13 protein-coding genes are annotated in these 15273 nt (G+C 32.8%); 8 read left to right on the top strand and 5 right to left on the bottom strand.

Annotated features, from left to right (window positions below; translation table 11 throughout):
• Positions 1–225 precede the first annotated feature (225 nt).
• Positions 226–1272 (top strand): thiamine-phosphate kinase, encoded by a 1047-nt coding sequence (thiL, locus tag Q4Q39_RS07455; RefSeq protein ID WP_303281776.1) that lies wholly within the window; start codon positions 226–228, stop codon positions 1270–1272.
• Here thiL and Q4Q39_RS20610 read toward each other — a convergent pair.
• The 4 genes from Q4Q39_RS20610 to Q4Q39_RS07435 all read right to left on the bottom strand — a co-directional run bounded on the left by Q4Q39_RS20610 (position 1262) and on the right by Q4Q39_RS07435 (position 3456).
• On the bottom strand, positions 1262–1600 hold the full coding sequence (locus Q4Q39_RS20610) for a DUF1660 family phage protein (protein ID WP_345075346.1): 339 nt from the start codon (positions 1598–1600) through the stop codon (positions 1262–1264). The genes thiL and Q4Q39_RS20610 overlap by 11 nt on opposite strands.
• 76 nt (positions 1601–1676) lie before the next feature.
• Positions 1677–1946 carry a DUF1660 family phage protein gene (locus Q4Q39_RS07445; protein ID WP_303281775.1) on the bottom strand — a complete coding sequence of 90 codons (270 nt, stop codon included), beginning with the start codon at positions 1944–1946 and terminating at the stop codon, positions 1677–1679.
• A gap of 59 nt (positions 1947–2005) precedes the next feature.
• Entirely contained in the window at positions 2006–2785 is a 780-nt protein-coding gene (locus Q4Q39_RS07440; RefSeq protein ID WP_303281774.1) for an alpha/beta fold hydrolase, read from the bottom strand.
• 14 nt (positions 2786–2799) lie between these two features.
• On the bottom strand, positions 2800–3456 hold the full coding sequence (locus tag Q4Q39_RS07435; RefSeq protein ID WP_303281773.1) for a hypothetical protein: 657 nt from the start codon (positions 3454–3456) through the stop codon (positions 2800–2802).
• Positions 3457–3577: 121 nt separating this feature from the next.
• On the opposite strand from Q4Q39_RS07435, the gene Q4Q39_RS07430 reads away from it, so the two are divergent.
• On the top strand, positions 3578–4900 hold the full coding sequence (locus Q4Q39_RS07430; protein ID WP_303281772.1) for an aspartate kinase: 1323 nt from the start codon (positions 3578–3580) through the stop codon (positions 4898–4900).
• Positions 4901–4961: 61 nt separating this feature from the next.
• On the opposite strand, the gene Q4Q39_RS07425 is transcribed toward Q4Q39_RS07430, so the two are convergent.
• A complete protein-coding gene (locus Q4Q39_RS07425) occupies positions 4962–6254 on the bottom strand; it encodes an aminopeptidase P family protein (protein WP_303281771.1) in 1293 nt (430 codons plus the stop codon).
• A 197-nt stretch (positions 6255–6451) separates the two neighbouring features.
• Between Q4Q39_RS07425 and Q4Q39_RS07420 the strand changes: the two genes are divergently transcribed.
• The 6 genes from Q4Q39_RS07420 (at position 6452) to Q4Q39_RS07395 (ending at position 15273) form a co-directional block, all read left to right on the top strand.
• Complete coding sequence (locus Q4Q39_RS07420) at positions 6452–8317, top strand: T9SS type A sorting domain-containing protein (protein ID WP_303281770.1); 1866 nt, start codon at positions 6452–6454, stop codon at positions 8315–8317.
• Between the two features lie 77 nt (positions 8318–8394).
• On the top strand, positions 8395–11235 hold the full coding sequence (locus Q4Q39_RS07415; protein ID WP_303281769.1) for a VPS10 domain-containing protein: 2841 nt from the start codon (positions 8395–8397) through the stop codon (positions 11233–11235).
• A gap of 108 nt (positions 11236–11343) precedes the next feature.
• On the top strand, positions 11344–12015 hold the full coding sequence (locus tag Q4Q39_RS07410) for a succinate dehydrogenase cytochrome b subunit (RefSeq protein ID WP_303281768.1): 672 nt from the start codon (positions 11344–11346) through the stop codon (positions 12013–12015).
• Between the two features lie 17 nt (positions 12016–12032).
• A complete protein-coding gene (locus Q4Q39_RS07405) occupies positions 12033–14045 on the top strand; it encodes a fumarate reductase/succinate dehydrogenase flavoprotein subunit (RefSeq protein WP_303281767.1) in 2013 nt (670 codons plus the stop codon).
• A gap of 24 nt (positions 14046–14069) precedes the next feature.
• Positions 14070–14447 carry a four helix bundle protein gene (locus Q4Q39_RS07400; protein ID WP_303281766.1) on the top strand — a complete coding sequence of 126 codons (378 nt, stop codon included), beginning with the start codon at positions 14070–14072 and terminating at the stop codon, positions 14445–14447.
• A gap of 82 nt (positions 14448–14529) precedes the next feature.
• Positions 14530–15273: a succinate dehydrogenase/fumarate reductase iron-sulfur subunit gene (locus Q4Q39_RS07395; protein WP_303281765.1), complete on the top strand. Its 744-nt coding sequence runs from the start codon at positions 14530–14532 to the stop codon at positions 15271–15273.

Below are 15273 nucleotides of genomic sequence, written 5' to 3'. Positions count from 1 at the left end.
AGTCTTTAAATTAAAACGAATTCTATAATGAACATATTGTTTACTGTATTTGCATGTATTACAATATGGTTAGCAGTGTAAAGTAATAAATTTAGTTTAATTAACGATCAAAAAGTGTTCTGGCTTCTGGGTTTTAGGTTAAAAAAAAATATTAGTCGATTAATTTGAGGTTATTTAATATTAAAGTTTATCTGTTTATATATTTAAGCTTCTTATTTTTGCATTATGATAGAAGATAAAAATCAACAGAGAACTCAATTAAGTGATTTAGGGGAGTTTGGACTTATAGATCACCTAACTAAGAATTTTAAAATTAACCATAAATCGACCGTTAAAAGTATTGGAGATGATGCAGCTGTTTTAAATTTTAAAAATAAAAAAATTGTAGTTACAACCGATTTACTTGTAGAAGGGGTCCATTTCGATTTAAGTTACATGCCTTTAAAGCATTTGGGATACAAGTCGGTTATCGTTAATTTGTCCGATGTGTATGCTATGAATGCAAAGGCTACACAAATTACAGTTTCAATAGCGGTATCAAATAGGTTTCCATTAGAGGCTCTTGAAGATTTATATGCTGGAATAGAAACTGCTGCAAAGATTTATAATATTGATGTAGTTGGTGGTGATACTACATCTTCTAATAAAGGTTTGTTGATTTCTGTAACAGCCATTGGAGAAGTTGAAGATGATGATGAAGTGTATAGAGAAGGTGCTAAATCTAGTGATTTACTAGTAGTTACTGGAGATCTTGGCGCTGCTTATATGGGCTTACAAGTTCTAGAACGCGAAAAGGAAGTGTATAAAGTAAACCCTAATAATCAACCAGATTTAGAGACTTATTCTTATATTATAGAACGCCAATTAAAACCTGAAGCGCGAAAAGATATTATTAAATTATTGAAGGACTTAGAAGTAAAACCATCTTCAATGATTGATATTAGTGATGGCTTGTCTTCAGAAATTATACATTTATGTAAACATAGTAAAGTGGGTTGTGATTTATATGAAGACAAGATTCCTTTAGACCCTCAAGTAATTTCTACATGTGAGGAGTTCAATATTGATAGTACGACTGTAGCTTTAAATGGTGGAGAAGATTATGAATTGTTATTTACAATCTCTCAAGACGATTATTCTAAAATTAAAGCAAATCCAAATTTCACAGTCATTGGTTATATGAAAGAGGAGCAAGCAGGTATGCATTTAGTAACTAGAGCAGATACTAAAATACCTATTAAAGCTCAAGGGTGGAAAAATTTTAATGCTTAAACACTAATAAATTAGCAGGGTTTATAGTAACAGGTTGTTCATTGCTTATACTTACTTCTTGCTTGATATGAATAGATCCTATGTCGCCACAATCTGTGTTTGAGAAATGGAACGGCGTATTTACCGATCTCCTATGTCGCTTGATATGAATACGTTCTAAAACGTCATTTATTTCTTTAAATTTAGGAGTAAGCTCTGTTAAGTGACCGCTTCCGTTGGTAGTGAGTTGTTTTTTGCAGTTTCTACAACTATACTCTTTTACATGGTAAGTAACATTTCTTGATACTCGGAAATCGTGTCCGAATACCTTACAATGAATGTTTTTCATTTAGCACTATTAGATTAATTAGTTAGTTAGAGCTTATTAAAATATTAAAAAACAATCACACATAAAAAACAATTTGTCAATAAATCGACGAAGCGAGTGTTTTCTTCTTTGAACGTTCCATTCTTGAAGCGTGTATACGTTCCAAGATGGCATTTATCTCTTTAAACTTAGGAGTAAGTTCGATTAAACGTCCATTGCTATTTGTTGTTAATTGTTTTTTGCAGTGAGAACATGTATATTCCTTAACATGATATGTAACTTTTTTAGTTACTTGATAATGATGTCCAAAAAGATTGCAATACATTTTAGGAATAAAAGTAGGTCGGTTAGTAGTAGGTTTATTCATGGTGTTAAATTTAGGGTGCAATAAATCTAAAATAAAAAATCCAATAAAACGACAAAACGTTATATATTTTCGATGAAATGCATAATTGTATGCAAAAATTCGCTCTCATTTTCAATGTGACTCATATGTCCATCTGGAAATTCCACCACTTCTACATGAGTATTTTTAGTTTGAGAAATCAATGCGTTATAATCCAGAATGGGGTCTTTCTTGCTAATAATCAACATCTTTTTAAAAGGTGTAAAGTGAAGGAGTGCTTCTCTATCATCTCTAATTTTCATACCTTCTAAGGATGCTATTATTCCTTGTAAAGGTGTTTTTAGAGCTTCTTTTTTTAAATATTTTATTTCTTCTGAAAAAATGACTCTATTTTTTGGTCTGAATAAATTAGAGATAGCCATTCTAATAAATGTTTTATGATTTTGTTTTACAGCTATTATTGCTCGATCTCTATTTTTTCTCTTTTCGGGAGTATCTGCACTTGCTGTAGAATTCATTAGACATAACCCTTTTAATGCATCTGGATTTTTTTCAGCGAAAGCGAGTGCTACATATCCTCCCATAGAGTGTCCAATAAAAGTAGAACGACGAATTTTTAAATGTTTTAAAACAACTTGAACTATTTCAGCCATTAGCTCCATAGTATGTATATATCCTAGACACTCCGTTTTGCCATGGCCTAATAAATCGATACAAATTATTCTATTTTTTTTTGATAATGCTGGAATAAAAGGATTCCACATTGTGGTATTTTCTAAAAACCCATGTAGTAAAACAACGGCATTACCTTTTCCATGATCAGTATAAAAAACATTAATGCCTTTATATTGTAAATTCATTCAAATAAGAAATACTAGGATTTTACTTTTTTAATAGCGGCAAAGGCCTTATCTACAAATTCATCTTCAACTAAAATTGTAAATTCGTTTGTGGTTGATATGACTTCATAAAGCACAATGCCTTCCCATGCTAAACGTTTAAAGAAATGATAATACAGACCCGCAATTTTAGAGTTGTCTTGAGGAAGGTTTATACTAATTGCGGTTAACCCGTCTTGTATTGCTAGAAAGGTTTCGTTGTTTAATTGGTTAAGAATGAAATCTTGTAAGCTGCTGGAAATTATAATATTACTTTCATGAATACCTCTGGTAAACGTATAGAATAATTTCGATTCTTGATTTATCCTATCCAGAATTTTAGCATGATTGTCTATAATAGTGTCAGAATTTTTAATGGTAAAATCTGTCAAGTTTGATCGTACTGTTATATCACCTAAATTTTGAATAACCCGTTTCATTTTTACAGAATTGGTTAATGTTGTAGGTGGGTTGTATCGCCTTAAAGCCATCATAATAGCGCCTGGTTTAACATCTTTTTTTAGCATTTTGCTAATAGGTTCTGTTAACTCAATAGCTAAGGCGCTAAAGTTAATAATGTTTCTAGATAACGCTTCTTCTAAATAAGGCTGGGTTATTAAAATATCTTCAACACAGTTAGATACGGTTTTCATATGCTTATATCTATTGCTCTCATGTTAATTATTTAACAATTTGTGCAAAAATAATCTTTTTTTTAAATAAATATAGTATTTGGTTTAAGGAGTTTTAGATTTACACTCAAATTAAGGGTAAATGAAAGTCTTAAAATTTGGAGGAACATCTGTAGGTTCCATTAAAAACATAAATAACGTTAAGAATATTATTAGCGATGGAGACAAGAAAATTGTTGTGCTTTCGGCTATGTCTGGTACTACAAATCAATTAGTAGCAATTGCAAATAATATCTCAAAAAATAAACCAAACGAGGCCGTAGATAAAATTAATAAGCTGCATGAAGCATATACTATTACTATAGATAAACTTTTAACTAATAAAGAATTAAATAAAGACGTTAAAGAATATGTTTCTGGCATTTTTAATTTTTTAGTGACATGTACTTATAAGGAGTTTTCTATAGGTTTAGAAAATAATATAGTAGCTCAAGGGGAATTACTTTCAACATATATGTTTAACTGCTATTTACAGCAGGAAGGTATACATTCTGTTTTATTACCAGCTTTAAGCTTTATGCGCATTGATGAGGATAAAGAACCAGATATAAGTTATATAAAACAACATTTTAAGGCTGCTATAAATGCTGTGGAGAATTCGGATATATATATCACGCAAGGATTTATTTGTTTAGATGCTAATGATGAAGTTTCTAATTTACAACGAGGAGGAAGCGATTATACCGCAACTATAATTGGAGCGGCTATAAAAGCCAAGGAAGTGCAAATTTGGACAGATATAGATGGGATGCATAACAATGACCCTAGATATGTTGAAAACACCAAACCAATTTCTAATTTGTCATTTGATGAAGCTGCAGAGTTAGCTTATTTTGGAGCTAAGATTTTACATCCACAAACTGTTACTCCCGTTAGAGCGGATAACATTCCTGTACGTTTAAAGAATACGATGAATCCTGATGCTCATGGAACTTTAATTTCTAATATCACTTCGGAAAATGGCATTAAAGCCATAGCAGCAAAGGATAACATTATAGCTATAAAAATTAAATCTGCAAGGATGTTGCAGGCGCATGGTTTCTTAAAAAAGGTATTCGAAATTTTCGAAACATATAAGACCTCTATAGATATGATCACAACATCTGAAGTAGCTGTGTCTTTAACGATTGATGACGATAGAAACTTAGATAAAATTATTCAGGAATTAGAAAAAATAGCAACAATAGAACTTGATACAAATCAAAGTATTATCTGTTTGGTAGGGCATTCGGTTGTTAATCATCAAGATACTTTTAAGCTGTTCCAAATATTACAAGATGTAAAAATTAGAATGATTTCTTATGGAGGAAGTAAAAATAATATTTCTCTATTAGTTGATACAAAAGATAAAATTAATTCGCTACAAAAACTAAACGATTATTTATTTGAATTAGTCACTCTTTAAATTGCAAAAATTTAGTATTGTTAGCAAAAGGGTCGTTTTTAAAAACGACCCTTTCTTCTTTTTATGAGTTCATAATATCTTCTATTTCATCGGCTTCAATAGGAATATTTCTCATTAAATTAAAGGGGTCTCCATTTTCTTGAATAACCACATCATCTTCCAACCGTATTCCAAAACCTTCATCTGGAATATAGATTCCAGGCTCTACGGTAAATACCATATTTGCTTGCATAGGTTCTGTTAATATACCGTAATCGTGTGTGTCTAAACCCATGTGATGGCTAGTACCATGCATTAAATATTTTTTATAAGCTGGCCATTCTGGGTTTTCATTCTGCACATCGGTTTTGTCTAACAATCCTAAGCCTAATAACTCACTAGTCATTACTTTACCGACCTCTATATGATACTCAGCCCAAATAGTTCCTGGAGTTAACATTTTTGTAGCTTCGTTTTTCACTCTATTTACAGCATTGTAAACATCTTTTTGTCTAGGAGTAAATTTTCCAGAAACAGGTACACTACGCGTCATGTCACTTGAATAGTTAGCATATTCAGCACCAATATCCATTAGTATTAGTTCTCCTGCTTTACATTGTTGATTGTTTTCTATGTAATGTAGTACATTCGCATTATTTCCAGAAGCAACAATAGGTGTGTAAGCAAATTTTTTAGAGCGATTTCTCAAGAATTCGTGCATAAATTCTGCTTCAATTTCATATTCCCAAACATCAGGTTTTACAAAATTTAAAATACGTCTAAATCCTTTTTCTGTGATATCGCAAGCTTGCTGAATTAAATCTATTTCAATGTTATCTTTTACAGAACGAAGTCTTTGTAAAATAGGATTGCTCTTTGCAACAGCGTGAGCAGGATATTTTTCTTTTAACCACTTTGTAAAGCGATCTTCTCGTGTTTCAGTTTCTACATTTGCTCTGTAGTGTTCATTTGTATTAATATAAACCGTATCACATTGCGTCATGATTTCAAACATGATTTTCTCCATGTCTTGCAGCCAATAAACAGTTTTAATACCGCTGGTTTCAAAAGCTTTTTCTTTGGTTAATTTTTCACCTTCCCAAATAGCAATATGCTCATTCGTTTCTTTTAAAAACAAAATCTCACGATGTTTCTCTTTAGGACAATCTGGAAATAGTACAAGCATACTTTCTTCCTGATCTACGCCGCTCAAGTAAAATATATCTCGATGTTGCTCAAATGGCATAGTGCTATCTGCACTTATTGGATAGATGTCATTTGAATTAAAAACAGCTAAACTTTTAGGCTTCATATTTGAAGCGAAGTTTTTACGATTTTTTATAAAGAGTTCGCTATTAATTGGATGGTATTTCATATTAAATGTATATTAAGTTTTCTAGATGTAGCAAAGCTAAATAAATCATTTAGATTATAATTTGTTATATTTGATAGTTTCTGAAAAAATTTCGCAGAACAAAGTTGTCTTAGAGTATTAGGGTTTAACATCTAAAAACTAAGATAATACGTATATCAGCAAACAACACTCTCAATATGCTTACAAAAAAACATCAGATGAAAACACGCGTACTATCTCATTTAATTGCTATTACACTCATTTATTTTTTTAACTCGTCTGTTTTGTTTGCTCAACAGCTTCTTAGAGAGATTCCATTACAACAACAAATCGAAAACTCGAGTTTGGTTGTTGAAGGTGAAGTAATTTCAAAAAAAGCCTTTAAGAGTTTAGATGGGAATATTTACACTACAAATACAGTTGAAATATATAAAGTTTTTAAAGGAGAACCAATAACTCATGTTGATGTTATAACAAAAGGAGGGACAATTGGAATGGAATGTCAAATAATAACTCCTAGTTTAAAATTACGTAAAGGAGATTTGGGTGTGTTTACTTTATATGATAGTGATATACCTAAATCTAACAAAGATAAAGTTGCAAATAAATCATTCAAAGTATATAGTTCGCTACAAGGTTTTTATAAGTATAATTTATATGATGATACGGTAACTAATACTCTTAATGGAAAGAAAGGAATTTCTAATGTATTTTATAAAGAGATTATTACTCTTACTAAATCTAATTATAAGAATCTAAATTCTTTTGATGTTGAAAAAAGAATATCTAAGTCAAGTCTAAATAAAAGATTGCTAATCCCTACTGGTATCGTCTTTTCTCCAACAAGTGTTTCTGCTGGTACAAAATCTACAATTACTATTACAATTGCTGGAGGAGCGACTGGTAATTTTGGTAGTACTCAAGGTAAAGTTAGTTTTAGAGATGCAGATTCTGGTGGTAACGATGGGCCTCCTGCATTTAATCCAGTATATGTTGATGCTTTAGATACACAAATATTAAATTGGAGTACTACGTCTATTACTGTAGAAGTGCCTTCAGAAGCAGGGACGGGTGATATTAGAATTACTGATGCTTCTTCAAACGTTATAGTTTCTTCTTCAGATTTAACAGTTACCCATGCAGAAATTAATGTGACATTCGAAGTACCTCAAGGCTCTGGAACCATATATGCATTTCCTACTAGACATGTAGATAATGATGGAAGTGGCGGATACGTTTTACAAATGGAGACAAGTTTTGATGCAGATATTGAAGAGTCTGGTGCTAAAGCAGCATTTTTAAGTGCTTTAGAAACTTGGAGGTGTGAAACAGGTATTAATTTCACCATAGGTGCAGTTAGCCCTATTGATGTTGCCAATACTTCAGACGGAACCAATATTGTAAGATTTGATAATGGTAATGAGCTAGATTCAGGAACACTTGGGCAAACTTCATATCGGTTTTTGGGATGTGGTGGGGCCACTTTAGCAAGTATACAAGCATTTCCTGAAGAAATAGATATTGTCTTTGATGATGGAGAAACTTGGTATTATGGTGGTGTAAATCCAGGGCCGGGATTTGAAATTGATTTTGAAAGTGTAGCGCTTCATGAATTAGGTCATGCACATCAATTAGGTCACGTAATAGATACAAATAATGATGTGATGCATTTTAATCTTGGTTTAGGAGAATTGTTAAGAGATTTAAGCCCTAATAATATTACTGCTGCAAATAATGTGCAAAGTAGGAGCGAATCCAGTGTTCCTGCTTTTTCATGTTTTTCAGGAAAGTCAAGTATGTCTTCGCATGCTTGTTCTCTTAGCATAGAAGATGAAGAACTAAACAAAGCCATTGGTTTATACCCTAACCCGGCTCAAAGTATATTTTATATAAAAAATAATTCATTTATTAATTTAGAGAAAGCCGTGATTTACGATTTAAGTGGAAGGCTTATTAATGAATATGATATTTCTAATGCATCAAGAACCAAAAGTATTGATGTAACTGGAGTGTCCAAAGGTATTTATTTTGTAAATATTCATTCTGAAAGAGCGATGATTACCAGAAAAATGATTCTAGATTAATTTAACAAAACTATAGCATATTAGAATAGTATTATTATGGCTAGTTTTAGTTATTTTCAATAATTAAAACTAGCCATATGAAATTTAAAATTCTCCATTTATTTTTTCTTATTTCTCTTTTAAAAATTTCTGCTCAACAAGCGGCAACACCTTCAAAAGTAGTTGAAGAGGCTCTTATTAAAAAGGAGCAACTTACTCAAACATCATTAGTAAAAAATGTGGCTTTTAAAAATATTGGGCCTACGGTTATGAGCGGACGGGTCACCGATTTATCCGTTAATCCAGAAGATCCAACCGAATTCTATGTAGGATATGCGTCAGGAGGTGTTTGGCATACTAACAATAATGGCACAACTTTTAATCCAATATTAGATTCATCTAATACTCAAAATGTAGGTGATATTGCTGTTGATTGGAAGAATAGAACCATATGGGTAGGTACTGGAGAGAATAATTCATCTAGATCAAGTTATGCTGGTATTGGCGTTTTAAAGTCTATAGATAACGGTAAGACTTGGCAAAATATGGGGCTTAAAGATTCACATCATATAGGTCGAATTTTAATCAATCCGAACAATCCCGACGAGGTTATTGTTGGGGTTACTGGTCACTTGTATTCTCCAAATCAAGAACGGGGAATTTACAAAACAGTAGATGGTGGAAAAACGTGGACGCAAAAATTATTTGTAGACGATAAGAGTGGTATTATAGATCTCCAATGTAGTCCCGATAACTTTAATTTAATGTTTGCAACGTCTTGGACTAAAGATCGTAAAGCATGGAATTTTGATGGTAGTGGACATAATTCTGCAATTTACAGAAGTACAGATGCAGGAAATACATGGGTGAAAGTTTCTACTGAAAAAAGTGGATTTCCAACAGGACAAGGTGTTGGTAGAATTGGACTGGCTGTTTTTAACGATAATCTAATTTATGCTTTACACGATAGTCAATTTCGGAGAGTCCCTGAAGAGAACGATGAAGAAAAACGTGGTTTAACTAAGGAAGATTTTAAGACCATGACAAATGAAGCCTTTTTTAAGCTCGATGATAAAAAACTCAATGGTTTTTTAAAAACGAATGGATTTCAAGAAAAATACAAAGCTGAAAATGTAAAGCAAATGGTGAGAAGTGGTAATGTAAAACCAATCGACCTTGCAAAATATCTTGAAAATGCTAATTCAATGTTGTTTGATACGCCTGTTATTGGAGCTGAGGTTTATAAAAGTGAAGATGGTGGTATAAGTTGGAAAAAAAAACATAAAGGTTATTTAGATGATTTATATTTTAGTTATGGTTATTATTTTGGAGAAATAAGAGTAGATCCTCAAAATGAAAAAGGAATTTACGTATTAGGAGTTCCTATTTTAAAATCTAAAGATGGAGGACAAACCTTTACCTCTATAAGTAGGGAAAATGTACATGCAGATCATCAGGCACTATGGGTAAACCCAAAAAAAGCTGGTCACCTAATAAATGGTAATGATGGTGGACTAAATATGAGTTATGATGATGGTGAAACATGGGAAAAGCTTAATGTTAATTCTGTTGGTCAATACTACTATATAAATGTAGACAATGCTAATCCATATAATATTTATGGAGGTTTACAAGATAATGGTGTGTGGGTAGGTGCAAATAATGCTCGTGAAGATAAGAGTTGGCATCAAAGTGGGCAGTATCCTTGGAAAAGTATCATGGGAGGTGATGGTATGCAAGTTCAAATTGATAATAGAGGTAACAATGTTGTGTATACAGGCTACCAGTTTGGAAATTATTACAGGCTTAATTTAGAAACTGGAGAGCGGACTTATATACAACCCAAGCATGAATTGGGAGAAAACCCATACCGCTTTAATTGGCAGACACCTATTTTATTATCGTCTCACAATCAAGATATTTTATATCTAGGCGGAAATAAATTAATGCGTTCAATGAATCAAGGAACCGATTGGGAGGCCATTAGTGATGATCTTACCAACGGTGGAAAAAAAGGTAATATTGCTTATGGAACCTTGTCAACTATTAGTGAATCTCCATTTCAATTTGGACTCATTTATACAGGTAGTGACGATGGATTAATACAAGTTACTAAAGATGCTGGAGGGAGTTGGGAAACTATTTCAAAATCATTACCTAAGGATTTATGGGTAAGTCGCATTGTGGCTTCACAGCATAAAAAAGAACGTGTTTATGCAACTTTGAATGGGTATCGTTGGGACGATTTTACAACATATGTTTATATGAGTAATGATTATGGGAAAACATGGACTAACATTAGTGCTAATATACCAACATCTCCTGTTAACGTTATTAAAGAAGATCCTGTAAATAAGAATATATTGTATCTAGGAACAGACAATGGTGCTTATATTTCATTTAACCAAGGTCAAAACTGGGAAGCGTTTAGTAACGGATTGCCTAGTGTGGCTGTTCATGATTTGGTTATACAGCCTAAAGCAAAACACTTATTGCTTGGAACTCACGGAAGAAGTATTTACAAAACAGATATTGCGCCACTCCAAAAGATGAATGATAGTATGCGTTCAGCATCAGTTACACTTTTTAAAGTGAAAGCCCTAAAGCATTCTTCTAGTTGGGGAAGCACTTGGAGTAAATGGTTTAAAGCTTCTGAGCCTAAAGTAGATGTTGCATTCTATTCAAATGCTTCAGAAGAAAAAAACATTAAAGTGCTTTCTGAAGAAGGCGTGTTACTTAATCAGGTTAAAGTTAATGCAGATAAAGGCTATAACTACGCAAGTTATGATTTAACCGTAACCAAAAAAGGCAGAAAAGCGCTTATCAAAGAGAATGATAGTATAGAAATCAATAAGGCAAAGAATGATAAGTATTATTTACCGATAGGGACATACTACATCCAAATTGGATCTCAAAAAGAAGTTTTAGTGATAAATTAAGCTAAATTTAACTTAAAATCATTATAAATAGTAAAAACATGACATATGTTAGTTGTCTAAAACTTCGTCCTAACTTACCTTTGTAAAAACAAAAATAACTTCAAAATAATGGGTGGATTTTTTAAATCTTCGATTGGAAGAAAGATTGCAATGGCTCTTTCTGCTTTCTTCCTCATGTTTTTCTTAATAATGCATTTAGCGGTAAATATAACATCTTTATTCAGTGAAGATGTTTTTAACGAGCTATCTCATTTTATGGGAACAAATCCTATAGTTCAATTTGCATTACAACCAGTTTTAATATTTGGTGTTGTATTTCATTTTGTAATGGGCTTTGTATTAGAACTTAAGAACAAAAAAGCAAATGGCGTTGCATACGCCAAAAACAATGGCGCAGCAAACTCTACTTGGATGAGTAGGAATATGATTTATAGTGGGGTAGCAATCTTAGCTTTCATTGTTCTTCATTTTATAGATTTCTGGTTTCCAGAAATAAATGTTAAATACATTCAGGGTGATATGTCTGGAATGCATGATGGAAGTTTTAGATATTTCCATGAATTACAGCACAAGTTTTTAAGCCCGGCCAGAGTAGGTGCCTATGTTGTTGCTTTTATATTTTTAGCGTTGCACTTATTACACGGATTCACATCAGCATTCCAATCGGTAGGAGCTACAGCCGGACGTAAAAAAGCATTACAAACATTTGGAAAAGTATATTCAATTGTTATTCCGCTAGGATTTATAATAATTGCACTTTATCATCACCTTAACCATTAATCTTAAATAAGTTTAGTATGGCTTTAGATTCAAAAGTACCAAAAGGTCCAATTAAAGATAAATGGACAGATTATAAAAATCATATCGATTTAGTAAATCCCGCTAATAAACGCCACATAGATGTTATTGTAGTAGGAACTGGTTTAGCAGGTGGTTCAGCTGCTGCTACTCTAGCTGAGTTAGGATATAATGTAAAAGCATTTGCTTATCAAGATTCTCCTAGACGTGCACATTCTATTGCTGCGCAAGGAGGAATTAATGCAGCAAAAAATTATCAAGGAGATGGTGATTCAACATATAGGTTATTTTATGATACTGTAAAAGGTGGTGATTATCGTTCTCGTGAAGCAAACGTGCATCGTTTAGCTGAGGTGTCTGCAAATATTATTGATCAATGTGTCGCACAAGGAGTTCCTTTTGCACGTGATTATGGAGGGCTATTAGATAACCGTTCATTTGGTGGTGTATTGGTGTCAAGAACGTTTTACGCTAAAGGACAAACAGGACAACAATTATTATTGGGGGCTTATTCAGCAATGAATAGACAAATTGCTCGTGGTAAAATTGAAATGTTTAATCGCCACGAAATGCTTGACGTTGTAAAAGTTGACGGAAAAGCAAGAGGTATCATTGCCCGTAATTTAATTACTGGTGAGATAGAAAGGCATTCTGCACATGCAGTTGTTATAGCATCAGGTGGATACGGAAATGTATATTTCTTATCAACAAATGCCATGGGAAGTAATGCAACTGCTGCTTGGAAAATTCATAAAAAAGGAGCGTATTTTGCAAATCCTTGTTTTACACAAATTCACCCGACTTGTATTCCGCGTTCAGGCGATTATCAATCTAAATTAACGTTGATGTCTGAATCATTACGTAACGATGGCAGAATTTGGGTGCCCGCAAACATGGAAGATGCTAAAGCAATACAAGAACGAAAATTAAAACCAACTGAAATTGCTGAAGAAGATAGAGATTATTTCTTAGAACGTCGCTATCCAGCCTTTGGTAACTTGGTACCTCGCGATGTAGCGTCAAGAGCCGCTAAAGAACGTTGTGATGCTGGTTTTGGAGTCAATGCAACAGGAGAGGCTGTGTTTTTAGATTTTGCATCAGCTATTGAACGTTATGGTAAAACACAAGCTAAAGTTCAAAACATCAATAATCCTTCGGCTGAAAAGATATATGAATTAGGACAAGCGATAGTTGAAGAGAAATACGGAAACTTATTCCAAATGTATGAGAAAATCGTTGATGAGAACCCATACGAAACACCTATGATGATTTATCCAGCAACCCACTATACAATGGGCGGTGTTTGGGTTGATTATAATTTAATGACCACTGTTGAAGGTCTGTACTGTATTGGTGAAGCTAATTTCTCAGATCACGGAGCAAATAGACTTGGAGCTTCTGCCTTAATGCAAGGATTAGCTGATGGTTATTTTGTATTACCATATACCATTGGAGATTATTTATCAGATGATATTAGAACAGGAAAAATACCAACCGATACTAAGGAATTTGATGAAGCTGAAAAAGAAGTAAAAGAACGTATCGAGTTCTTCATCAATAATAAAGGAACAAAATCTGTAGATCATTTTCACAAACGACTTGGAAAAGTCATGTGGGATAAAGTAGGAATGGCACGTAATGAAAAAGGTTTAAAAGAAGCTATGGCTGAAATTAAAGCCATTCGAGAAGAGTTCTGGAAAGAAGTTAATGTACCAGGAAGTGCAAATGAAATGAACCCTGAACTTGAAAAAGCTGGTCGTGTTGCCGATTTCTTGGAGTTAGGCGAATTATTTGCAAAAGATGCTTTAGTACGTGAAGAATCTTGTGGAGGTCACTTTAGAGAAGAGTCTGTTGAACTAGACGGCCCTCAAAAAGGAGAAGCTAAACGTAATGATAAAGATTTTGCATTTGTTTCTGCATGGGAATATAAAGGAGAACCTGCCGATGCAGTTTTACATAAAGAAGAATTAGAATTTAAAGACATTGAATTGAAGCAGAGATCTTATAAATAATTATTAATTATTTAGTTATTTTGGATGAGTAATTTTAAATCTTTTGAAGAATTGGCTTTTTGGAAAGAAGCAAGGAATTTAAGATTATTTGTAAAGAACCAATTAATTACTAAGATCCCTAATTCTGAGAAGTTTGCTCTAATTGATCAAATTAAACGTTCATCACGTTCTGTTGGAAATAATATTTCTGAAGGTTATGGAAGATTTCATTTTCAAGAGAACATTCAGTTTTGTAGGATAGCAAGAGGCTCTTTGTTTGAAACTCTTGATCATGGAATTATAGCTTTTGATGAAGGCTATATTTCAGAAGAAAATTTAAATGAATTAAGAATAATACATAATAAAACTCTTTTGATTTTAAATGGATATATTAAATATTTAAAGAATCAAAAAGAAAAATAAAGTTATTAAGTTAATTAGAAATTGTATCATAAAACTATCGTTCAATAGCCAAATAACTCAATAACCAAATAACTAGAAGAAAATGAATCTAACACTTAAAATTTGGAGACAAAAAGACTCAAATGCAAAGGGTCAAATGGTCGATTATAAAGTTACTGATATTTCAGAACACATGTCTTTTTTAGAAATGATGGATGTTTTGAATGAACAATTGGTGAATTCTGGTGAAGACCCTGTAGCATTCGATCATGATTGCCGAGAAGGTATTTGCGGAATGTGTTCTATGTACATTAATGGAGAAGCTCATGGTCCAGATAGGGGCATAACAACCTGCCAATTGCACATGCGTATGTTTAATGATGGCGATACAATTACTATCGAGCCATTTAGAGCAGCAGCTTTTCCTGTAATAAAAGATTTAGTAGTTGATAGAATGGCTTTCGAGCGCATTCAACAAGCAGGAGGTTATATTTCTGTAAATACTTCTGGAAATACTCAGGATGCAAATTCACTTCCTATTTCAAAACATGCAGCAGATGAAGCCATGGATGCAGCTACATGTATTGGTTGTGGTGCTTGTGTTGCAACTTGTAAAAACTCATCAGCTATGTTGTTTGTAGGAGCTAAAGTATCGCAATATGCACTATTACCTCAAGGACAAGTAGAAGCAGCAGATCGTGTTAAAAATATGGTTGCTCAAATGGATTTAGAAGGCTTTGGTAACTGTACAAATACTGGTGCTTGTGAAATTGAATGCCCTAAAGGTATTTCTTTGGATAATATTGCTAGAATGAATCGCGAGTTAATGAAAGCTAATATATCATAA

This window comes from Flavivirga amylovorans (assembly GCF_030540875.1).
Lineage (GTDB): Bacteria > Bacteroidota > Bacteroidia > Flavobacteriales > Flavobacteriaceae > Flavivirga > Flavivirga amylovorans.
Note: the sequence above shows the minus strand (reverse complement) of the source record. Positions and strands in the feature narration are given on the sequence as shown.